The 22454-nt window shown below is 59.3% G+C and carries 18 protein-coding genes; 9 read left to right on the top strand and 9 right to left on the bottom strand.

Translation table 11 applies throughout. The features are described from left to right. Window positions 1–172 precede the first annotated feature (172 nt). From ACM6I6_RS17785 to ahpF, 3 genes are all read left to right on the top strand, one after another. On the top strand, window positions 173–1111 hold the full coding sequence (locus tag ACM6I6_RS17785) for a site-specific integrase (protein WP_414920340.1): 939 nt from the start codon (window positions 173–175) through the stop codon (window positions 1109–1111). 137 nt (window positions 1112–1248) lie between these two features. Further along, entirely contained in the window at window positions 1249–1812 is a 564-nt protein-coding gene (gene ahpC, locus ACM6I6_RS17780; RefSeq protein ID WP_007975937.1) for an alkyl hydroperoxide reductase subunit C, read from the top strand. Window positions 1813–1939: 127 nt separating this feature from the next. Continuing rightward, a complete protein-coding gene (gene ahpF / locus ACM6I6_RS17775) occupies window positions 1940–3502 on the top strand; it encodes an alkyl hydroperoxide reductase subunit F (protein ID WP_414920339.1) in 1563 nt (520 codons plus the stop codon). Window positions 3503–3680: 178 nt separating this feature from the next. Here ahpF and gloA read toward each other — a convergent pair whose 3' ends face one another. Beyond that, complete coding sequence (gene gloA / locus ACM6I6_RS17770) at window positions 3681–4202, bottom strand: lactoylglutathione lyase (RefSeq protein ID WP_274077143.1); 522 nt, start codon at window positions 4200–4202, stop codon at window positions 3681–3683. Window positions 4203–4347: 145 nt separating this feature from the next. On the opposite strand from gloA, the gene ACM6I6_RS17765 reads away from it, so the two are divergent. Next, complete coding sequence (locus ACM6I6_RS17765) at window positions 4348–4872, top strand: DUF4946 domain-containing protein (RefSeq protein ID WP_414920338.1); 525 nt, start codon at window positions 4348–4350, stop codon at window positions 4870–4872. 178 nt (window positions 4873–5050) lie between these two features. Here ACM6I6_RS17765 and ACM6I6_RS17760 read toward each other — a convergent pair whose 3' ends face one another. Continuing rightward, on the bottom strand, window positions 5051–5413 hold the full coding sequence (locus ACM6I6_RS17760; RefSeq protein ID WP_008065377.1) for a histone-like nucleoid-structuring protein, MvaT/MvaU family: 363 nt from the start codon (window positions 5411–5413) through the stop codon (window positions 5051–5053). Between the two features lie 227 nt (window positions 5414–5640). After that, window positions 5641–7173 carry an EAL domain-containing protein gene (locus tag ACM6I6_RS17755; protein ID WP_414920337.1) on the bottom strand — a complete coding sequence of 511 codons (1533 nt, stop codon included), beginning with the start codon at window positions 7171–7173 and terminating at the stop codon, window positions 5641–5643. A 445-nt stretch (window positions 7174–7618) separates the two neighbouring features. Here ACM6I6_RS17755 and hppD point away from each other — a divergent pair, with 445 nt between their 5' ends. After that, window positions 7619–8695, top strand: a complete 1077-nt coding sequence (gene hppD / locus ACM6I6_RS17750; RefSeq protein WP_274077140.1) for a 4-hydroxyphenylpyruvate dioxygenase — start codon at window positions 7619–7621, stop codon at window positions 8693–8695. A 120-nt stretch (window positions 8696–8815) separates the two neighbouring features. Here hppD and rarD read toward each other — a convergent pair whose 3' ends face one another. Both rarD and ACM6I6_RS17740 read right to left on the bottom strand, forming a co-directional pair. Next, window positions 8816–9697 carry an EamA family transporter RarD gene (gene rarD, locus ACM6I6_RS17745; protein ID WP_274077139.1) on the bottom strand — a complete coding sequence of 294 codons (882 nt, stop codon included), beginning with the start codon at window positions 9695–9697 and terminating at the stop codon, window positions 8816–8818. Between the two features lie 201 nt (window positions 9698–9898). After that, a complete protein-coding gene (locus ACM6I6_RS17740; protein ID WP_414920336.1) occupies window positions 9899–10909 on the bottom strand; it encodes an aldo/keto reductase in 1011 nt (336 codons plus the stop codon). Between the two features lie 146 nt (window positions 10910–11055). On the opposite strand from ACM6I6_RS17740, the gene ACM6I6_RS17735 reads away from it, so the two are divergent. The 3 genes from ACM6I6_RS17735 (at window position 11056) to ACM6I6_RS17725 (ending at window position 17346) form a co-directional block, all read left to right on the top strand. Further along, window positions 11056–12177 carry a sugar diacid recognition domain-containing protein gene (locus tag ACM6I6_RS17735; RefSeq protein WP_323606132.1) on the top strand — a complete coding sequence of 374 codons (1122 nt, stop codon included), beginning with the start codon at window positions 11056–11058 and terminating at the stop codon, window positions 12175–12177. Window positions 12178–12408: 231 nt separating this feature from the next. Next, entirely contained in the window at window positions 12409–13554 is a 1146-nt protein-coding gene (locus ACM6I6_RS17730; RefSeq protein ID WP_414920335.1) for a glycerate kinase, read from the top strand. Between the two features lie 198 nt (window positions 13555–13752). Next, window positions 13753–17346: an RHS repeat domain-containing protein gene (locus ACM6I6_RS17725; protein WP_414920334.1), complete on the top strand. Its 3594-nt coding sequence runs from the start codon at window positions 13753–13755 to the stop codon at window positions 17344–17346. A gap of 5 nt (window positions 17347–17351) precedes the next feature. Here the strand turns inward: ACM6I6_RS17725 and ACM6I6_RS17720 are convergent, their stop codons facing one another. Next, window positions 17352–18002 (bottom strand): response regulator, encoded by a 651-nt coding sequence (locus tag ACM6I6_RS17720; protein ID WP_414920333.1) that lies wholly within the window; start codon window positions 18000–18002, stop codon window positions 17352–17354. 70 nt (window positions 18003–18072) lie between these two features. Then, window positions 18073–18357, bottom strand: coding sequence for a helix-turn-helix transcriptional regulator (locus tag ACM6I6_RS17715; RefSeq protein WP_274077121.1), 285 nt, complete (start codon window positions 18355–18357; stop codon window positions 18073–18075). A 363-nt stretch (window positions 18358–18720) separates the two neighbouring features. Here ACM6I6_RS17715 and ACM6I6_RS17710 point away from each other — a divergent pair, with 363 nt between their 5' ends. Then, complete coding sequence (locus tag ACM6I6_RS17710) at window positions 18721–19908, top strand: pyridoxal phosphate-dependent aminotransferase (RefSeq protein ID WP_414920332.1); 1188 nt, start codon at window positions 18721–18723, stop codon at window positions 19906–19908. Between the two features lie 235 nt (window positions 19909–20143). Here ACM6I6_RS17710 and ACM6I6_RS17705 read toward each other — a convergent pair whose 3' ends face one another. Together ACM6I6_RS17705 and ACM6I6_RS17700 are read right to left on the bottom strand one after the other, a co-directional pair. Beyond that, complete coding sequence (locus tag ACM6I6_RS17705) at window positions 20144–21121, bottom strand: 2-hydroxyacid dehydrogenase (protein WP_406592166.1); 978 nt, start codon at window positions 21119–21121, stop codon at window positions 20144–20146. 13 nt (window positions 21122–21134) lie between these two features. Then, window positions 21135–22430: an MFS transporter gene (locus tag ACM6I6_RS17700; protein ID WP_414920331.1), complete on the bottom strand. Its 1296-nt coding sequence runs from the start codon at window positions 22428–22430 to the stop codon at window positions 21135–21137. Window positions 22431–22454: the final 24 nt, after the last annotated feature.

The raw sequence follows: 22454 nt of genomic DNA, 5'->3' as shown, positions 1-22454 counted from the left end.
TTATCCTGATACGGGATATACTGGTATTACCCCGTGTCATATCGATTTTGAGGCGTTCGCGCCTCCAGATCCGTACACAAACACCGGCACCGCGTACATCCACCTGGCCAGCGTCATCGTTAACTTCCATCGCGAGCGAGCTCGCTCCTACAGTTGAAGCAAGGTTATTTACATGAGCGAGCTGGATCGTTACCTGCAAGCCGCCACGCGCGACAACACCCGTCGCAGCTATCGGGCGGCCATCGAGCATTTCGAGGTGAGTTGGGGAGGGTTCCTGCCGGCAACCGGCGACAGCGTGGCGCGCTATCTGGTGGCCCACGCGGGTGTGCTGTCGATTAACACCTTGAAGCTGCGCTTGTCCGCGCTGGCGCAGTGGCATAACAGCCAGGGGTTTGCCGACCCCACCAAGGCGCCGGTGGTGCGCAAGGTGTTCAAGGGCATTCGGGCGCTGCATCCGGCCCAGGAAAAACAGGCCGAGCCGCTGCAGCTGCAGCATCTGGAGCAGGTGGTGGCCTGGCTCGAGCTGGAAGCGCAAACCGCCCGGGCGCAAGGCGATCGACCGGGGTTGCTGCGGGCCAGGCGCGACACGGCGTTGATCCTGCTGGGCTTCTGGCGTGGTTTTCGCAGCGATGAGTTATGCCGCGTACAGATCGAGCATGTCCAGGCGAGCGCGGGTTCCGGCATCACGCTGTACTTACCCCGCAGCAAGAGCGATCGGGAAAACCTCGGCAAGACCTACCAGACCCCCGCGTTGCAGCGGTTGTGTCCGGTGCAGGCCTACATCGACTGGATCACCGAGGCCGCGCTGGTTCGCGGGCCGGTGTTCCGTGGCATTGATCGCTGGGGGCATTTGAGCGAGGAGGGCCTGCACGCCAACAGCGTGATCCCGCTATTGCGCCAGGCGCTGGAGCGCGCCGGCATACCCGCCGAGCACTACACCAGCCACTCCCTGCGCCGTGGGTTTGCCTCGTGGGCACACCAGAGCGGATGGGACTTGAAGTCATTGATGAGCTACGTCGGCTGGAAGGACATCAAATCCGCCATGCGCTACATCGAAGCCAGTCCCTTTCCCGGCATGGCCCGTCTCGCGGAAAAGCCACTCGAGTCGTAAATTCGCTTTTCTTCTATTAATACTGTTGGCTAATAGCGAAAGCCAATCAGCGGCATGAGGTTTGCCAATGAGCCAACCGTCCGTCGAGTGGGTAAAGTCTCTCCATCAACTTCTTAACCCCTGACGGAGAGTCAACGATGCCTATCATCAACAGCCAAGTTAAACCATTCAAAGCTGACGCATTCAAAAACGGCGACTTCGTAAAAGTTTCCGACGCCGACCTGAAAGGCAAGTGGTCCGTGGTGTTCTTCTACCCGGCCGACTTCACCTTCGTTTGCCCGACCGAGCTGGAAGACCTGGCTGACAACTACGACGCTTTCCAGAAACTGGGCGTCGAGATCTACAGCGTTTCCACCGACACCCACTTCGCCCACGCTGCCTGGCACAACACTTCGCCTGCCATCGGCAAGATCCAGTACACCATGATCGGCGACCCGACCCACGCCATCTCCCGCAACTTCGACGTGCTGATCGAAGAAGCTGGCCTGGCTGACCGTGGCACCTTCGTGATCAACCCTGAAGGCCAGATCAAGATCGTCGAGCTGAACGACGGCGGTGTAGGTCGTGATGCTTCCGAGCTGCTGCGCAAGATCAAGGCGGCCCAGTACGTCGCTGCTCACCCGGGCCAGGTCTGCCCAGCCAAGTGGAAAGAAGGCGAGGCCACACTGGCCCCGTCCCTGGACCTGGTCGGCAAGATCTAAGTCCGTGACGCGCTTCATCAGGGCGGACTTCCGCACCTTCTAAGCAAGCTGCACCGCCCACTAAAAACGCCCGGGCGAGATTCGCTCGGGCGTTTTTTTATGCCACACATTCAAGGAAATCGCCCGTATGTTGGACACCAATCTTAAAGCCCAGTTGAAATCGTACCTGGAACGGGTCACCCAGCCGATCGAGATCGTTGCCTCCCTCGACGACGGTGCGAAATCCCAGGAAATGCTCGCACTGCTGAAAGACGTAAGCAGTCTTTCCACCCAGATTACCTTGCTCGACGACGGTGATGACGCCCGCAAGCCATCGTTCTCGATCAACCGCCCGGGCGCGGATATCAGCCTGCGTTTCGCCGGCATCCCGATGGGCCACGAATTCACGTCCCTGGTGCTGGCCTTGCTGCAAGTCGGCGGTCACCCCTCCAAGGCCAGTGTCGAAGTGATCGAACAGATCCGCTCGCTCAAGGGCGAGTTCAACTTCGAGACTTATTTCTCGCTGTCCTGCCAGAACTGCCCGGACGTGGTCCAGGCGTTGAACCTGATGGCGGTACTCAACCCCAACATCCGCCACGTCGCCATCGACGGTGCGCTGTTCCAGGCAGAAGTCGATGAGCGCCAGATCATGGCGGTACCGAGCATCTACCTCAACGGCGTGAACTTCGGCCAGGGCCGCATGGGCCTGGAAGAAATCCTCGCCAGGATCGATACCAGCGGCATCGAGCGCCAGGCCGAGAAGATCAGCGCCAAGGAAGCCTTTGACGTGCTGGTGGTCGGCGGTGGCCCGGCGGGCGCTGCGGCGGCGATCTATGCTGCGCGCAAAGGCATTCGCACCGGTGTCGCGGCCGAGCGTTTTGGTGGGCAGGTGCTGGACACCATGGCCATCGAAAACTTCATCTCCGTGCAGGAAACCGAAGGGCCAAAACTGGCTGTCGCCCTGGAAGAACACGTCAAGCAGTACGACGTGGACATCATGAACCTGCAACGCGCCGACAAGCTGCTGCCGGGAAAAGACGGCGAGCTGCATGAAGTTCAGTTCGCCAGCGGCGCTAAGCTGAAAGCCAGGACCGTGATCCTGGCCACGGGTGCGCGGTGGCGTGAAATGAACGTGCCCGGCGAGCAGGAATACCGCAACAAGGGCGTGGCCTACTGCCCGCACTGCGACGGCCCGTTGTTCAAAGGCAAGCGCGTGGCGGTGATTGGCGGCGGCAACTCCGGCGTCGAAGCGGCTATCGACCTGGCCGGTATCGTTTCCCACGTCACGCTGCTGGAGTTCGATGTACAGCTGCGTGCCGATGCGGTGTTGCAGCGCAAGTTGCACAGCCTGCCGAACGTGACTGTGATCACCAGTGCGCAAACCACTGAAGTGACGGGCGACGGGCAAAAGGTCAACGGCCTGCGCTACAAGGATCGTCAAACTGACGAATTGCGCAGCGTGGAACTGGAAGGGATCTTCGTGCAGATCGGTCTGTTGCCCAACACCGATTGGCTCAAGGGCACCATCGAGCTGTCACCCCGTGGCGAGATCATCGTCGATGCCCGTGGCGAAACCTCGGTGCCGGGCATCTTCGCCGCTGGCGACGTGACCACCGTGCCGTACAAGCAGATCGTGATCGCAGTGGGCGAGGGCGCCAAGGCTTCCCTGAGCGCATTCGACCACTTGATCCGCACCTCGGCCCCGGCATAAACCGGGCGCTGAAAACACAAAACCCCATGAATGATCATGGGGTTTTTTGTGTCCGACACATTTCCAAATGTGGGAGCGGGCTTGCTCGCGAAAAGCGGTGTGTCAGCCACCATCACTGCTGAATGACACACCGTTTTCGCGAGCAAGCCCGCTCCCACAGGGGGATAGGCGGTGTGCGTTAGAGTGGGGCTGGCTGGATGATTTCAACCCAATAGGCATCCGGGTCCTTGATGAACGCCAGGCTCTTCATGCGGCCGTCGTTCAGGCGCTTCTGGAAGTCGCAGCCCAGCGCTTCGAAGCGCTCGCACGCGGCGACGATGTCCGGCACGGAGATGCAGATGTGGCCGAACCCGCGCGGGTCGGTATTGCCATTGTGATAGGCAAAGTCCGGATCGTTTTCGGTGCCGTGGTTATGGGTCAGCTCGAGAATGCCGGGGATCGATTTCATCCACTGCGTACGCGCGGCGGCATCGGCCGGAATCTGGCTCTTGTCGACCAGGGCGAGGAAGTAGAGGCTGAATTCCGCTTCCGGAAAATCGCGTTTCTCCACCAGCGAGAAACCGAGGATGCGCGTGTAGAAGTCCAGGGACTTGGTGATGTCCTTGACCCGCAACATGGTGTGGTTGAAGACGAATTGCCGGGTGGCGGTGTCAGGCTGTGCGGTCACGCCGGGGAATGTGTTCAGTTCGTGCAGGCTCATGGGCCCTCCGGAAAATAATTGGGGCTGACGAATGACGACAATGATACGCATGGACGGCGACATCACCAAACCCGAAGCACCTGCTATTGCCTGACCGCCGGTCGAGGATCAGACTTCAGGGCTAACTGGCCGGGTGTTGATTGCAATGATTCGTTTGTGCAGGGCGTTGATTCTCTTGAGTGGTGTGCTTTCAGTCGCGGCGCAGGCTGATACCGATGAGCCGGTGGTGACCTGGCCGCCAGGCTGGCAGGTCGAAGAGGTTGCCCAGGGCGACGCTGGCGCCGGAGTCAGTCGCCAGCGTGCGGTCAAGAATGATGCGCAAGGCACGCCGGTGATGGTGATGGAACTGACCATGACCCGGGTGCAAAGCGGTCATCAGGTGAACCTGGAAGCGGTGTTGCTGGAGATGCGCAAGTCGGTGCAGAAAGACTTTTTCCAGGGTGGTTATCAAAGCGTTTGCAACCGGATTCACTCGACCACCTTGAGTCGCCTGGCGGCCCTGGAAACCACCTGCACCATCACCCAGAACGGCCGGCATGTGCTGTCCCAAACATTGGTCGCGGCGGTGGATGCCGATAAGGCGTACGTTCTTTCCTACGCCGGGCAGGCTGAGGCTTATAAGGCCAGCCAGAATGAAATAGAGGCGGCTCGTAACGGCTTGCAACTTTAGTTGAAGGCTTCAATGAACGCCGTTTTCATGCAGTGCCGAGAGTGTTGGATAGCCAAAAGGATTAAGCAGAAAGTTGCCCGGAAAGTACCGGTTGATCGGCCGAGATGCTTGCATTTAGATGCTATCAATGAAAAAAGCCCTGCATGTGCAGGGCTTTGTTTTTTTTCAGTACGAAGGTTTAGCCACGCAGCCAGGAATCGACGGTGGCGGCACCGTATTGTTCCTTCCAGGCCTTCAGCCCGCGATGGTTGCCACCCTTGGTTTCAATCAGCTCGCCGGTATGCGGGTTCTGATAAACCTTGACCACGCGAGCGCGGCGGGTTTTCGGCGCGGCCTGTTGCAGACCGGATTTTGCCGGGTTCGGGTCGAGGATGGCGATGATGTCGCGCAGGCTCTTGCCGTAGGTTTTCATCAGCCCCTGGAGCTTTTCTTCGAATTCGATTTCTTTCTTGAGCCCGGCATCGTTCTTCAGGGATTCAAGCTGCTTGAGCTGCTCTTGAAGGGCTTTTTCAGCTGCACGAAATTCAGCGAGTCTGGACAATATCTTTACTCCAATAGTGTGTTTGGCTGATACCAACCGCAAACAAAGCTATAAGCCAAGAGCCTTGAAGCGACTCGGTGATAAATGGCTCACCTGCCAATCTAGCGCAGGCATGAAAAATTGTAGTAGTTAATTGATCAAGAGTAAATCATGTCTTTTTCTTCATGTAACAAGAGTTGTGCCTTGATACATTTTGGAGAGAGTGGTTGGCTGCTAAAGGCCACTAGTTAATGATCACTTAATGCGTTAATGAAGTCTGCCGCAGGCATCGGTCGGCCAAATAGATAACCTTGCAGGTAGTTCACATGGTGGGCGGTCAGGTAGTCACTTTGTTCCGGGGTTTCCACCCCTTCGGCAACCATGGCCAGATTGAGCTTGGCCGCCAGCTCGATGATGCTGTCCAGGATGTGGCTGGAGAGGGTGTCGACGCCGATCATGGCGACAAAGCTCTGGTCGATCTTCAGGAAGTCCACGTTGAACTGGCGCAGGTATCCCAGGCTCGAGTGGCCTGTACCGAAGTCGTCGATGGCGATCATCACGCCAAGGTCATGCAACTGCTCGAACAGTTGATGGGTAATGGCCGTGGGCTCGATCAGCTTGCGCTCGGTCAACTCCAGGACCAGGTGGATGGAGCCGGGGGCAAACGCGTCGAGGAACTGGCGGCAATCCTCGACCAGTGCAAGATCACGGCAATGATCGGCGGTGATATTGATGCCGATGTGAAACGGCTCGGTAAAGGACGCCGACCGCGGTGCCAGCAGCCGGGCGGTCTGTTCCATGATCGAGCGGGTCATGGGCACGATCAGTCCGCAGTGTTCGGCAAACGGAATGAACAGATCGGCGCGCACCAGGCCTTCCTTGGGATGGTTCCAGCGCATCAGCACCTCGACCCCCCTGCACTTTTTACTGTGCGCCTGCACCACCGGCTGGAAATATGGCACGAACTCTCCCGCGTCCAGTGCGCGTTGCATCTCAAGGGTCGGGGACGACGAACGTTTCTGGATGACATGCGCGATAAAACCGGAGATCACACCGAAAAACAGCAACAAGCTGAACAGTGGCGGATATTCACTGCTCATGTACCGCCACACTTCGCCTGCGGGGAAACCGGCCTTCACACTGAAGGGATAACGCGAAGAGGTCAGACTGTTTTCTGCGACGGGGAACTCGGGTGGGTCGCCAACGTGAAAACTACCGTCGGCGGACAACCAGTTAGGTCCTACTTGCAACAACAGCAGTTTCTGTCGCCCGATCAGGCGCAAGAGATTACTCAGGTGGTATCCGTCCAGCGTGCTCATGGCGCCCCGTTTGCCGTCGCTGATTCTATAGACCAGTAAGGCGGTGTCGGGCGTTACCGGGTTGCCCTTCATCAGCAACAGCTGGCCGTTGGCAAAGTCTCCCGAAGCGATTTTTTCGTGATAATCGCCGAACAGGGAACTGCAATAGATTGTGTCGTCCCACAGCAGGTTGGTTGAGCGCACGAATGGACGCTTTGTTACCTGCTCGCGCAATGCCAGGTTGACGTCAATGCAACTCTGGCCGGCCAACGGCAATAATTCGCGCGCTGCCTGGGCGGTGTTGTCGAGCATCAGTTCGAACTGGCGAAGCGCTTCCTCGGCGGTGTGCTCGGTACTGTGCCGGAGTACACGTTCGGCCTGCATATGCAGAATGGCAAAACCCAGCAGGATCGGGAGCAGTCCACTCAACAGGGTCACGGCGACCCTCATGCGGCGTTGTCGGGCTTTGGTTTTCAGTGGCATTCGCGAAACCTGTATCGATGAAGTCGGGCTCTCAAAGGCTGGCGGGGCGTGAGGCCTCCCATGAAGAGTTCAGGTACGGGGCAGGATAGTTGGCCCTTCAGGAAAAAACGATGTCTACGCGTGAACAGGGGTGATCCGGGCGGGGATTTACCTGTGCAACAAACCCCTTGCACGGTGAGGGAAAAAGGGGATTTGATACAGGAGGCGGACAAATTGATTTACGCTGTGTAGAATCAGGTTACGCATACAATAATAATCGTCTTCTGGCAGCAGAAGCCTCGCCCTCAGAGCCTCGGGTCGACAATGAAGATATTCGGGTTTCAATTGATCTACGGTGACTTCCTCGCCCGCAGCGTGCGGGGCATCTCCTGTGCGCCACCCACCGGTCTCAGCATTGCTGGCAACTAACCTTTGTTAATTCCAAAAGCATGATGAGGCGCCAACCATGGCAGATTTATACGAAAACCCAATGGGCCTGATGGGCTTCGAGTTCATCGAACTGGCATCGCCAACCCCCAATACCCTGGAGCCGATCTTCGAGATCATGGGCTTCACCAAGGTCGCGACCCATCGCTCCAAGGACGTGCACCTGTATCGCCAGGGCGCGATCAACCTGATCCTCAACAACGAACCCAACAGCGTCGCCTCGTACTTCGCCGCCGAGCACGGCCCGTCGGTGTGCGGCATGGCGTTCCGCGTCAAGGATTCGCAAAAGGCCTATAACCGCGCCCTGGAACTCGGCGCCCAGCCGATCCACATCGAGACCGGCCCGATGGAGCTGAACCTGCCGGCGATCAAGGGCATCGGCGGCGCGCCGCTGTACCTGATCGACCGTTTCGGTGAAGGCAGCTCGATCTATGACATCGACTTCGTGTTCCTGGAAGGCGTTGACCGTCACCCGGTCGGTGCTGGCCTTAAGATCATCGACCACCTGACCCACAACGTGTATCGCGGTCGCATGGCTTACTGGGCGAACTTCTACGAGAAGCTGTTCAACTTCCGTGAAATCCGCTACTTCGACATCAAGGGTGAGTACACCGGCCTGACCTCCAAGGCCATGACCGCCCCGGACGGCATGATCCGCATCCCATTGAACGAAGAATCGTCCAAGGGCGCCGGGCAGATCGAAGAGTTCCTGATGCAGTTCAACGGCGAGGGCATCCAGCACGTGGCCTTCCTGTCCGATGATCTGCTCAAGACCTGGGATCACCTGAAAAGCATCGGCATGCGCTTCATGACCGCGCCGCCGGACACTTACTACGAAATGCTCGAAGGCCGTTTGCCCAACCACGGTGAGCCAGTGGGCGAGTTGCAGGCGCGCGGCATTCTGCTGGACGGTTCGTCCGAGTCGGGCGACAAGCGCCTGCTGCTGCAGATCTTCTCGGAAACCCTGATGGGGCCGGTGTTCTTCGAATTCATCCAGCGTAAAGGGGATGACGGTTTCGGTGAAGGCAACTTCAAGGCGTTGTTTGAGTCGATTGAGCGGGATCAGGTTCGTCGTGGTGTTCTTTCCACCGACTAAACCGTTACACCGAAAAACTGTGGGAGCTAGCCTGCTAGCGATTGCGGTCTGTCAGTCAACATCAATGTTGAAACTGAAGACGCCATCGCCAGCAGGCTAGCTCCCACATTTGTGTTGGATTTAAGGTCGGCGATGCCGAACGAGATGCTTGAACCCTTCAAACACCAACACCACTACCGCCATCCAGATCGGAATATAGGTCAGCCATTCACCGGGCTTGATACTTTCCCCCAGCAACAACGCCACCCCCAGCAACAGCACCGGCTCGACGTAGCTCAACAGCCCGAACAGGCTGAACGGCAGCAAGCGACTGGCGATGATGTAGACCACCAGCGCCGACGCACTGATCAGACCAAGCAATGGAATCAGCCACGCCAGCGCCGGATGCTGATCGAAGACGCCGAAGCCTTGCTCGCCACCGTGCACGAACCAGTAGGCGATCGGCAGCATCAGGGTCATGTCCACCCAGAGCCCGCCAAGGTTGTCGGCCTTCAGCCATTTGCGCAGCACGAAGTACAGGGGGTAGCCGATGACCACCACCAGTGTCGCCCAGGAGAATCCGCCGACCTGATACAGCTCGTTGACCACGCCGAGGCTGGCGAAGAACACCGCGACTTTTTGCAGGTAGGACAGCCGTTCGCCGTAGGCGATACGCCCGGTCAGGACCATCGCCAGCGGCAACAGGAAGTAGCCCAGGGATACATCGAGGCTGTAGCCATTGAGCGGGGCCCACATGAACAGCCAGAGTTGAACACCCAGCAGCGCTGCCGACAGTATCAGGCCGCCGATCAGCTTCGGGTGCGCGCCAATCCTGCGCAGCAGGTCGATCACCCGCCGCCATTCCCCGGATACGAGCATGAACACCGTCATGCACGGCACCGTCAACAGCATGCGCCAGCCGAAAATCTCCACGCCGCTCAAGGGCTTGAGCAACGAAGTGTAGTAATACATGACGGCAAACAGCACCGAGGCTGACACCGATAAAGCGATACCTTTAGACAAGCTGTCCTCGCGAGGTTGAACGTAAAACGGGGTGCGGAGGATACGTGGTTTTTGTGCTGAATATTGGCCGGATGATCAATATTTACAACGACCCTGTAGGAGCGAGCTTGCTCGCGATGAGCGAATGGTCACCGCGGGCATTCAGTCTCCCCGCGTTATCGTTGACCACCATCGCGAGCAAGCTCGCTCCTACAGGGGTGTTTAATTATGGGGTTTACGGCCGGACACGAAATGGCTCACATCGTTGAACCCCGGCGTCGACGCATGCCCCGGCGTCACCAGCAAATCGATGAACGCCTCATCCTCAGCCGAAATCTTCACCGCCTGCGCCTTGGTGTAGGCATCCCACTGTTCTTCGGTGCGCGGCCCGACGATGGCCGAGGTCACGGCGCTGTTGTTCAGCACCCAGGCAATCGCAAACTCGACGATGCCCACGCCGCGTTCCTGGGTGTATTGCTGGATCTGCTGGGCGATGCGCAAGGACTCCATGCGCCATTCGGTTTCCAGGATGCGTTTGTCCGCACGACCTGCGCGGCTGTTGGCGTCGGGCTTGGCGTGCGGCGCATATTTGCCGCTGAGCACACCGCGGGCCAGCGGGCTGTAGGGCACCACCCCGAGACCGTAATTTTGCGCGGCAGTGATCTGCTCGGTTTCGGCCTGGCGGTTGACGATGTTGTACAGCGGCTGGCTGATCACCGGCCGGTCGACCCCGAGCTTGTCGGCCACGCGAATCACTTCGGCGATGCGCCAGCCACGATAGTTCGACAGCCCCCAATAGCGAATCTTGCCCTGGCGGATCAGGTCGCCAATCGCTGAGACCGTAACCTCCAGCGGCGTGTTGTGGTCCTCACGGTGCAGGTAATAGATGTCGAGATAGTCAGTGCCCAACCGCGTCAGGCTGGCGTCGATGCCATTGAACACATGCTTGCGGCTCAAACCGCTGCGGTTCGGCACACCGTCCGCCGGGCCGAAACCGACCTTGGTCGCCAGCACCCATTCGTGGCGGTTGCCGGCGATTGCTTCGCCGACGATTTCTTCCGAGCGCCCACCCGTGTAGACGTCGGCGGTGTCGATGAAGTTGATGCCCTGGTCCCAGGCCTTGTCGATGATCCGCAGGGAATCCTCGGTGCTGGTCTGTTCGCCGAACATCATGGTGCCCAGGGTCAGGGTGGACACCTGCAAACCCGACTGACCCAGTGTGCGGTAGCTCATGAGGAAATCCTTTTGCCGCAGGGAAGGGCTCAAACAAATACCAGAACCCGCCTGTGGATCAAACTGATTTATCGAACACGGTGCAGCAAAAATGTGGGAGATTCTCTGGAACTACCTGTCCCATCACGCTTTTCAGGATTACCGCTATGTTCGAACTCGATCACGACCTGGCCCAGGACATCGTCGACCGGGCGATGGCCATCCTGCCGTACAACGTCAACGTCATGGACAGCCAGGGCCTGATCCTCGGCAGCGGCGAACCGGAGCGGGTCAACACCCGGCATGAAGGCGCGCAACTGGTGCTGGCCAACAGTCGCGTAGTCGAGATCGATGCGCAGACCGCGATCCATCTCAAGGGCGTGCAGCCGGGTATCAACCTGCCGCTGATGCTCGACCAGCGCCTGATCGGCGTGCTGGGCATCACCGGCGAACCCGAGCAATTGCGCACCTACGCCGAACTGGTGCGCATGACCGCCGAGATGCTGGTGGGCCAGCGCAACCAGCAGGCCGAGCAGCAATGGCGGCGCCAGCGTTGCGATGACTTGCTGGCGCTGTTGCTCAGCGAGGCCGGCAGTTCGCCACGGCTGATCGACGAGGCGCAACAGCTGGGGCTCAAGCCGCAGATGACGCGGGTGCCATACCTGTTCGAACTGGGCACGGAGCACGGTCCTGGGCACACCGTCGAGGCGCTCAGCGCCTGGCTGATGTCGCGCTATCCGGATAGCTGGTGCGTGAGTCCGGCCAAGTCGTCGTTGCTGTGGTGCAGGCCTGCCAGCCAGAGCGTCGAAAATGATCGGCTGCTGGAGAAACTCGATGGCCTGGGCTGGAACATTCTGCGCATCGCCGTGGGCGGGCAGGCCGATGGCTTGCTGGGGTTGCGCCGCTGCTATCGTCGGGTCGGTGACTTGCTTGCCTACGGGCGCGAGGTGTTGCCGCAGTCGCGCTTGTTGACCCTTGATCGCTACCGATTGCCGGTGATGCTCTGGCGTCATCGCAACGACGATGCGCTGGACGAGCTGCTCAACCCGTTGCGCCAGGTCATCGCCAGGGACAATAACGGCCAACTGCTGGCGACCCTGCGCAGCTGGTGTGAACACGATGGGCAAAGCCAGGCCTGTGCCGACGCCTTGGGCATTCACCGCAACAGCCTGCGCTATCGGATGGAGCGCATTGCCGAACTCAGCGGCGTAGATCCACTGAAGCTGGACGGCATGCTCGCGCTCTACCTCGGCGTGCAACTGCTCCCCCAGACCGAAGCCCTCCCATAAAGAATCGACCTGCCCCCGTAGGAGCGAGCTTGCTCGCGATGGACGTTAACGATAACGCGTAATACCTGGATAAACGCGACGCCCTTGAATCCTTCGCGAGCAAGCTCGCTCCTACAGTAGGCAGCGGGTTTGTGTGAATGAACAATAATCCTCAGTGCCGCTTGTGCAGCAGCCCGGCGTTATTGTTCCGGCCGGCTGGCAGGATGAGCGCATTGGAACTGGAGAACGCCCATGAAAAAAATCGTCATCGCCCCCGATTCGTTCAAAGACAGTCTCAGCGCACAAGGCGTAGCCGATGCCATTGCCCTGGGTTTGGCCGAAGTCTGGCCCGATGCACAATTGATCAAATGCCCAATGGCCGACGGCGGGGAAGGGACGGTCGAGTCAGTGCTCGCGGCATGCGATGGCGAGCTGCGCCGAACCGACGTGCGCGGGCCACTGGGCGAAACGGTCAATGCGGCATGGGGATGGTTACCCCAAAACCACACCGCAATCATCGAAATGGCCGAAGCCAGTGGTTTGCAGTTGGTGCCCCTCGACCGCCGCGATGCCTGCATCAGCAGCACCTTCGGCACCGGCGAGTTGATTCGTGCGGCATTGGATGCGGGTGCGCAGCGGGTGATCCTGGCCATCGGCGGCAGCGCCACCAACGACGGCGGTGCGGGTGCCATGCAAGCCTTGGGCGTGAGGCTGCTCGATGCACAGGGCCAGCAATTGCAACCCGGTGGTCTGGCGCTGGCGCAACTGGCCCGCATTGATCTGACCGGCATCGATCCGCGTCTGGCCGAAGTGCGCTTCGACATTGCAGCGGACGTGAACAATCCACTCTGCGGTCCTCACGGAGCCTCCGCCATTTTTGGCCCGCAAAAAGGCGCAACGACTGCACAGGTCGAACAGCTGGACCGAGCCCTCGGGCACTTTGCCAATCACTGCGCAAACGCCTTGGCACAAGACGTACGCGACGAACCGGGCAGCGGTGCGGCGGGCGGCCTTGGGTTTGCCGCCAAGGCGTTTCTCGGGGCGCAATTCATGGCAGGGGTTGGAGTGGTGGCGGAGCTGGTGGGTCTGGCCGAGGCGGTGGTGGGTGCCGATCTGGTGATCACCGGTGAAGGTCGTTTCGATGCGCAAACATTGCGCGGCAAGACACCGTTTGGTGTTGCCCGCATCGCTCAAGAACAGGGCGTTGCGGTCATCGTCATCGCCGGCACACTGGGCGAAGGCTACCAGGCGTTGTACGAACATGGCATCGACGCCGCGTTCGCTTTGACGAGCGGGCCAATGACACTGGAGCAGGCGTGTACCGAGGCTCCGCGTTTGTTGCGTGAACGGGCGACAGACATTGCTCGGGTCTGGCGGACGGCTACCGGCCAGCGCTGACTTAACCTGTGGCGACCGGTCGTTATCTAACTTGAACGTGCTTGGGTATCGCCGGTTGTCACGGGTTTGCGGATCCCTGTATCAATACCCACCTGTCAACTTTGACAGTTTCGCTTTTTCTCTCATCAGCGCTTAATTCGCCCAGAGGTCAGTTCGGCCAGCTGTATGGCGAGAGTCATCCGCTTATCCTCAGCCCCCATGTTGTCGACCGACGCAGCGCCATACCATCTGGTCCCGGGCCTGGAGTTCAAAGACCAGCCGCCCTATTGCCAGCTGCCGAAAACCGTGACCCGCACCTGGCGTGAGCTCAATACCACTAATCCACGCCACGAGGAAATCGTCACCACCACCTACGATGACTTCGGCAACCTGCTGACCCAGGTCAACGCCGACGGCGTGACCGAAACCAGCGAGTGGTACCCGGCGCAAGGCGAGGTGGGCTGCCCGCCCGACCCGCAGGGGTTTGTGCGCAATCTCAAAAGCAAGACCGTGAAGCCGGCTGCCTCCCAATACGGCAAGGCCCCGACCCTGCAGACCCGCTACACCTACACCGCGGAACTGGGACTGACCGGTTCCGGGCCCTGGCTGGCCATGAAGGACGAGACGCTGGGGCAGGTCATCAATGGCCAGGGCCAGGCGCTGCAGGACACTGCCTACAAATACATCAACACGCCAAACAACCCGTTCGAGCACGGACGCAAGTTGCAGGACGCCGTGACACTCAACGGCAAGACCACCACCACCGCCTATACCTACAGAATGGCCCGAAATGCCCGTAGTGGTGAGGCGGTGCTGCACACGGTCAACACCCTGACCGGTTTTGACGGGCAGAAAAAAATCATCAACCTGGAGCATTCCCTGTTCAATGGCGAGCCACTGCTCAACCATGACGACAACAAGGTGGAAATCGCCTACGAGTATGACCTGTTAGGGCGTGTGACCAAGGAAACCGTGGCGCCGGGCACGCCTTACGAGGCCAGCCGTAACTACACTTACTCGCAGGTCAACGCCAATGGTCAGCAGGCGACTCAAACCGCCAGGGACGTCAAGGGTGTTGAAACCATCACTCACCTGGATGGGCACAATCGGGTCATCAAGGAAACACGCCGCGATGCCGATGCCCTGGGCGGCAACCCGCAAGCGTTTCGCGATACCTACAAAGCCACCTACAACCACCTGGAGCAGTTGATCAGCGAGACCGTGATCGACTGGGAAAGGGCCACGGACGTGCCCATGACCAGCCTGTTCAACTACGACGATTGGGGTGAGCAGCGCAGTGTGATTCGACCCGATGGCGTCGAGGAGCACGAGGTCACAGACCCGATTGGCCGCACCACCACACAATGGCTCGACGGCATGGGCAAAACCGTGACGGTCAACAACCTGTTCGACAAACCCGACAGTGTTAAACGTATCGACCTGGGCGGGCAGACGATCAGCGAGCATCTCTACCATTACGATGGCATCGGGCGGACCGCCGAGGAATATGACGCCGCCGGCAACTGGACGCGCTATGAGTACGACGCTTTCGACCGGATGACCAGGACGGTTTTGCCCGACAGCAACGAAGTCGAGCGCCAGTACGCCGCGCACAGCAGTGAAGACCTGCCGGTGAAGATCAGCGTCAACGGCAGCGTACTGGGTGAACAGGGCTTCGACGGGCTCGATCGGATGGTCGTGTCGATTACCGGCGGACGTAAAAGTGTCTATAACTTCGATCCGGGGCAAAGCCAGCCGAAAAGCGTCAAGCGGCCCAGCGGTGTGGAAACCGGTTACGTCTACCGCCCGGAACTCGGTGAAGACCCGGAGCAGCGGATCGCCGTTGAAAGTACCGCCGTCTATAGCTATGACGCTGAAAACGCGCGCCTGCGCAGCACTGAAGAAGTCGACGCAGCGGGCATTAAACATAGCCTTGAACGCCAGTATTTCAGCACCGGTGAAGTAAAATCGGAAAAACGTGAACAGAGCGGTGGAACGCCGTACACCATGTTCTACGAATACAGCCGGCAAGCCAGGTTGATGAGTTATACCGATGTGCTCGGGCAAATCCAGACCTACGAGTACGACGGGTTTGCCCGGTTGGTGGCCACTGAATTGGGCAGCACCCGCTCGACCTTCACCTACGACACTGTGGGGCAACTCAAGACGATCGACACCCTCGATGGTACGCAAAGGCTGAAGATCGACCTGGAGTACGATGATTTCGGCCGTGAGACGCTGCGCAGGTTCGACATGGGCAATCAGGTCATTCAGACCCTGAGCCAGGCGTACGACGAAGTCGACCGGCTGACAATGCGCTCGTTGATGCAAGGTAGTACGACGCTGCGTGACGAAACCTACGCGTATGACGCACGTGGACGCCTGGTCGACTACAGCTGCACGGGCAGCCAGCGGCCTGAAGACCCCTATGGCAAGGTCATCAAGGGACAAATATTCAGCTTCGATGCGCAGGACAATCTCGACTTCGTGGAAACCACGTTCGAGGGTGGGCGCCACGCGATCTATTTCGAGTACAGCAATCCGCAAGATCCTTGTCAACTGACCGGGCTGAGCAATGTATTGACTCCACCCAGGCCTGGCGACCCGCTCTATCCGCCGAGAATCGACTTCAATTATGACGCCGAAGGTAATCTGCTGCAGGACGAAGTCGGGCGCATTTTGGCCTATGACAGCCTGGGGCGTCTGATCAGCGTCAGCGCCTTGGCCGGTGGAACGGAAAGTGACTATCACTATGACTCGCTGGACACGCTGAGCGGCAGCAGTGTTGGCGGCAGTCACGAACAGCGTTTCTACCAGAACGGTGAACTGGCCAACCAGATCGAGGGTGCCAATAGCAGTACTTTCGTACGTGCCGAAGGAAATGTGCTCGCCGAGCACCAGGCAGGTGCTGGCCCAAAGTCCCTACTGCTGGCCAGTGATGACAAGAACAGTGTGCTGTGGGAGGTCGGGCAGGGTATGACGAATGGCATTGCTTATTCCGCGTATGGGCACAGCAGTTCAGAGCAGCCGGCGAGTTCACGGTTGGGTTACAACGGCGAGCTTCGGGAAACGTCAACCGGTTGGTATTTGCTGGGTAATGGGTATCGGGCGTTCAGTACGGGCTTGATGCGGTTCCATAGTCCGGATAATTTGAGTCCCTTTGATGAAGGGGGAATGAATGCGTATATGTATTGCCTGGGGAATCCGATTAGATTTATCGATCCGACAGGGCATATGGGTTGGATAAAAAAAGTAATCGAACAGAACGCGCGGGAGTTTGCAGCCATAGCACCCACTAAAGTTTATAAGGCGGGTACAAGTGCAAGTCAGACCGCAGCCAATACGGGAATACTCGCAGGGAGCCAGGTCGATACGACAATTAAAAGCGTCAATAAAACTGTCCCTACGGCATCTGTCAGCGATACCGTCACAAGCATTCCTCTGCCGAGCACCTCGACCCGGCATCCAAGACCTGGTAAGGCCAGCGGCTGGGTAGACAACTTTAATCTGGAAAACAATAGTCCCGTCTACGCAAAAGCCAAGGTGGCTCCACCTGCAAATGCCAGTGGAGACATCGCCCAATCAGGAAGAGGGCAAATGCCTCTGCCTGGCCCATCGAAGCCAGTATCTAAAGCCGTAAACGCGCAACCGAAGCCAAAACCTGTTCAAGCGCCTAATCCTAACCAGGGGCGAATAAATGAACTTAATATCAAAATTAAATTGGAGAAGAATCAGCGTCGTTCTTACATGGTTCGCGAAGATAAAATTCAAAAGTGGATGGATGAAATATCTCGATTGAGTGTGCGTCGCTGAAGACTTCATCCATCTAATCCACTCACCCTGGCAAACTCCACCAACCCACCGTCATGGCCAAGTCCCAACTTGTCCATGGCGGTTCTTTTTTGCCTGCTGATGGTTTTTTCACTGCGATTCAACTGCGCGGCAATCTGCCGGCCGGACAACCCCTGGACGAACAACCGCACCACCTCCATTTCTCGTTCCGAAAGATTCGCCGTCGCGTCGGCACGACAGTGGGGCAGGGACCGGGCCTCGAGAATCCGGGCAAAAGAAGGGCTGAGATAGCGACGCCCCTTGGTCACACTGTTTACGGCCTGTTTCAGTTCACTCAACGGGCTGCGCTTGTCGAACAGGCCACACGCACCGTGATTGAGCAAGGCCTGCAGCAGGGAAGGGTTGCGCAACATGGTCATCACGATGAGCGGTATGTGGCCGAAGTGACGGTTCAGGTAACCCATCAATGCCAGGCCATCGGGAAAGCGCCCGTAGGGCATCGAATAATCGCTGATCAGGATGTCGCAGGGTGTGACGTCCAGGTGATAGATCAGCTCATCGGCGTTGAGCGCTTCAGCGACCACGGAAAACGGCGATCCGGGCGATGCGGTCAAGGCCGTCCTGGCACCTATCAACACTACCGGATGGTCATCGGCAAGAATGATGCGCTGGCTCATGAAGCCGCGCCCCGATCGGCAACACCAGCGCGATGCAGGTGCATCGCGGCAGGCATTGGCCGGCCGCGGGTCAAGGCAGATGAATCAGGCCTTGCTCCAGCGCCTTGACCACAGCGCTCCAGCGCGAACTCACACCGAATTTTCGGCGGATGTTGCAGAAGTGGTAGTTCACCCCGGCTTCGGTGCATTCGACGATCTGGCCGATTTCCCAGGAGGATTTGCCGGCAGCGCTCCACTGCAAGACTTCTCTTTCCCTGTTCGTGAGTGTGATCGGCTTGGGTTGTGCGGGTTCTGGTGGCTGGAAACTGACCTGGGCTGACGATGACCGTGTTGGAGCTGGGTTGGAACGGTACATGACGGACTCTCCCAATTATCATCAATGATGGCGTGGGCACGGCAGAATCTTCCTACTTCATAAAGGCATGGTTCATGCGGCCTGCCTTCAGACACCTGATTCAGGGCTGTCGGCATGGTCCAGTTATATCGAAAGCAGACGACTTTGGAACCTGACAGAAATTACAGGTAGGCGACTTTAATGACGAAATGCCGATATGGCTGTCAGCTATCGCACCGTCTGGTGTAGGTATTTTCTACGCGATGCGCCGGTGCAACCTTTTGAACAATAAAATCCCGATTGAAGGGGATTCGAACGCCAGGGTGGCGCGCTTCGCGATTTGAGATAGGGTTGTGTCAGGAACTCGCGCGACTGGAGAAATACATGCGCTATTCAGGCTTGACCCAACGCATCGCCGGTGAAGGCGCCGCGGCCTGGCAGATTCATGACCGCGCACTGGAAATGCGCGCACAGGGCGTCGACATATTGCTGCTGTCGGTCGGCGACCCGGATTTCGATACACCCAAGCCCATCGTTCAGGCGGCCATCGACAGCTTGCTGGCCGGCGACACCCACTATTCGTCAGCGCGTGGCAGTCGGGCCTTGCGCGACAGCATTGCCCGGCGACATCGACGTCGAAGCGGTCAGGTGGTGGACGCCGACCATGTGATCGTGATGCCCGGGGCGCAAAACGCGGTGTATTCGGTCGCGCAGTGCGTGCTCGATCCGGGCGACGAAGTGATAGTCGCCGAACCGATGTACGTGACCTATGAAGGGGTGTTCGGTGCGTGTGGGGCGAAGGTGGTGTCGGTGCCGGTGCGTCCGGAGAACGGTTTTCGGGTCGATCCGGCGGACGTGGCGGCCCGGATTACCCCCAAAACCCGCGCGCTGTTGCTCAACAGCCCGAACAATCCTTCCGGCGCCAGTCTGTCGCTGATGATCTGGCAGGAACTGGCGTTGCTGTGTATTCGGCATGACCTGTGGCTGATCAGCGACGAGGTCTACAGCGATCTGCTGTACGAGGGCGAACACATCAGCCCGGCCAGCCTGCCGGGCATGGCCGAGCGTACGGCGACCATCAACAGCCTGTCCAAATCCCATGCCATGACCGGCTGGCGAGTGGGCTGGGTGATCGGGCCAAAAACCTTGAGTGACCATCTGGAGCATCTGTCGTTGTGCATGCTGTTCGGCATTCCGGAGTTCGTGCAAAAGGCCGCGCAGCTGGCGCTGGATGAAGACCTGCCGGAGGTGGCGTCGATGCGCGAAGAGTATCGCCAGCGCCGCGACCTGGTGTGTGCGAGCCTCAGGCATTGTCCGGGTATCCGTCCGATTCGGCCGGATGGCGGGATGTTCGTGATGGTCGACGTGCGCCAGACCGGGCTGACCGCCCAGCATTTCGCCGAGCGGTTGCTGGAGGGGTATGGGGTGTCGGTGCTGGCGGGGGAGGCGTTTGGGCCGAGTGCGGCGGGGCATATTCGCATTGGGCTGGTGGTGGATCAGCGCAAATTGGCGGATGCGTGTCGGCGGATTGCGCTGTGTGCGATGGATCTTCTGGAAGCGCGGCGGGCCTGAGAAACTTGCAGTGTTTGTGCCGGCCTCATCGCCAGCAGGCTAGCTCCCACAGGAGATTTGTGAACGGCACAGATCCAATGTGGGAGCCAGCCTGCCGGCGATAGCTATGGGATTTGCAGTGTTTGTGCCGGCCTCATCGCCAGCAGGCTAGCTCCCACAGGAGATTTGTGAACGGCACAGATCCAATGTGGGAGCCAGCCTGCTGGCGATAGCTATCTGACAAACACCCAATCCCTCAAGCCTTCCACGCCCGCACATTCACCAGATTGGCCGGCCGTTCACCCGCCAACGCCGCCAGCAGATTATCCACCGCACACCGGGCCATGGCCTCCCGTGTCTCATGGGTCGCCGAACCCATGTGCGGCGTCGCCACCACGTTGTTCATCTGCAACAACGGCGAGTCAAGGTTCAGCGGTTCACGCTCGAACACATCCAGCCCGGCCCCACGAATCTGTCCCGTGCGCAACGCCTCGATCAGTGCCGCTTCGTCGACCACCTTGCCCCGGGAAATGTTGATGAAGATGGTTTCGGGACGCATCAGGGCAAATTGCTCTGCGCCGATCAGGCCTTCGGTTTCAGCGGTCAGCGGCAAGGTCAAACAAACAAAATCGGCCTGCTGCAACAGCTCCGGCAGGCTGCGGTACTGCGCATTGAAACGCTGCTCCACCGCCGGTTTCGGCGAGTGGCTGTGGTAGATCACCGGCATGCCGAAACCGAAGTGCCCACGCTGGGCCAGCGCTTCACCGATGCGCCCCATGCCGATGATGCCCAGGGTCTTGCCATGCACATCGCTGCCGAAATGCGCGGGGCCGATGTTGCGGGTCCATTGCCCGGCGCGCACCAGGTTTGCCAGTTCCACCACGCGCCGGGCACTGGCCAGGATCAGGGCGAAACCGGTGTCGGCGGTGGTTTCGGTGAGCACGTCGGGGGTGTTGCTGAGCAGGATCCGGCGGTCGGTCAGGTAGTCGATGTCGTAGTTGTCGACCCCCACCGAGACGCTGGCGATGGCCTCCAGGTTTGGCGCCAGGTCCAGCAGTCCGGCGTCCAGTTTCAGGCTGGCCCCCAGCAAGCCGTGCGCGTGGGGCAGGGCCTCGCGCAGACGGGCCAGGCCTTCGTCGTCGAGGCTCTCGATCAGCGTCACCTCGGCCTGCTCGTGCAAGCGGGCCATCAGCAGCGGCGAGAGTTTCTTGTACAGAACAACCTGCTTTTTCATAGTCGTCATCCAGTCAGGAATGGGCGGCGGTACGGGTCACAGCGACCGGGGGACGCTCCCGATCACTGGCGCCGGGTTTGAGGAATATCGTCAGCACCACCGAGAACATCAGCGCGCCGCTCATCAACAGGTAGGACGCGCCGGGCGAACCAGTGGAGCTGTTCAGGTAGCCGACCAGGTAGGAGCCGCCGAACGAACCGAGCGCGCCCATGCTGTTGATCAACGCCATCGCGCCGCCGGCCACGTTGTCCGGGAGGATCTCCGGAATGATCGCGAAGAACGGCCCGTAAGGGGCGTACATGCAGGCACCGGCAATCACCAGCAAGGTGTAGGACCACCAGAAATGTTCGGCGCCCAGGGCGTAGGACGCATAGAACGCGATCGAGGCGATCAACAGTGGTGGCCAGACGAAGCGTTTGCGTTTTTGCAGTTTGTCCGAGCCCCAGGACACCAGCAGCATGCCAATCACCGCCGCCAGATAAGGCAGCGCCGACAGCCAGCCGGCCTCGACCATGTCCATCTGTGCGCCGGCCTTGAGGATCGACGGCAGCCACAGCACGAAGCCATAGACGCCGATGCTCCAGCAGAAGAACTGCAGGGCGAGGATGATCACTTTCGGCGAACGGAAGGCTTCGGCGTAGTTTTTTACCGCCTTGATGCCGACCTGTTCGGCAGCCAGGGCGCTTTCCAGGTCCTGTTTTTCCTGGTCGTTGAGCCACTTGGCCTGGGCCGGACGATCATCGGCCAGGCGCCACCAGATAAACGCCCAGAGCACCGCCGGCAAGCCTTCGACGATGAACATCCAGCGCCAGCTGTAATGCTGCACCAGATAGCCCGAGACCACCGACATCCACAGCATGGTCACCGGGTTGCCGAGGATCAGGAAGGTGTTGGCCCGCGAGCGTTCGGCGCGGGTGAACCAGTGGCACAGGTAGATCAGCATCGCCGGCATGACGGCAGCTTCGACCACGCCGAGCATGAAGCGGATGACGATCAGCCAGTAGGCGTTGGAGACGATCCCGGTCAGGGTCGCGAGGCTGCCCCAGAGGATCAGGCTGACGAAGATCAGTTTCTTCACGCTGTGTTTCTGCGCGTAGATCGCCCCCGGTACCTGGAAGAAAAAGTAACCGAGGAAGAACAGCGCGCCGAGCATCGATGACAGGCCCGGGGTGATCATCAGGTCCGCGGCCATGCCGGACGCGGCGGCGAAGCCGTAGTTGGCGCGGTCCAGGTACGCCAGGCTGTAGGTGATGAACACGATGGGCATGATGTACCACCAGCGGCGGGTGGCGAGGGTTGCGGTTTTCATGGTGATGCTCCTGAGCTTGTTGTT

It is taken from the genome of Pseudomonas sp. IT-P218 (assembly GCF_949767605.1).
GTDB classification, from domain to species: Bacteria; Pseudomonadota; Gammaproteobacteria; order Pseudomonadales; family Pseudomonadaceae; genus Aquipseudomonas; species Aquipseudomonas putida_AE.
Note: the sequence above shows the minus strand (reverse complement) of the source record. Positions and strands in the feature narration are given on the sequence as shown.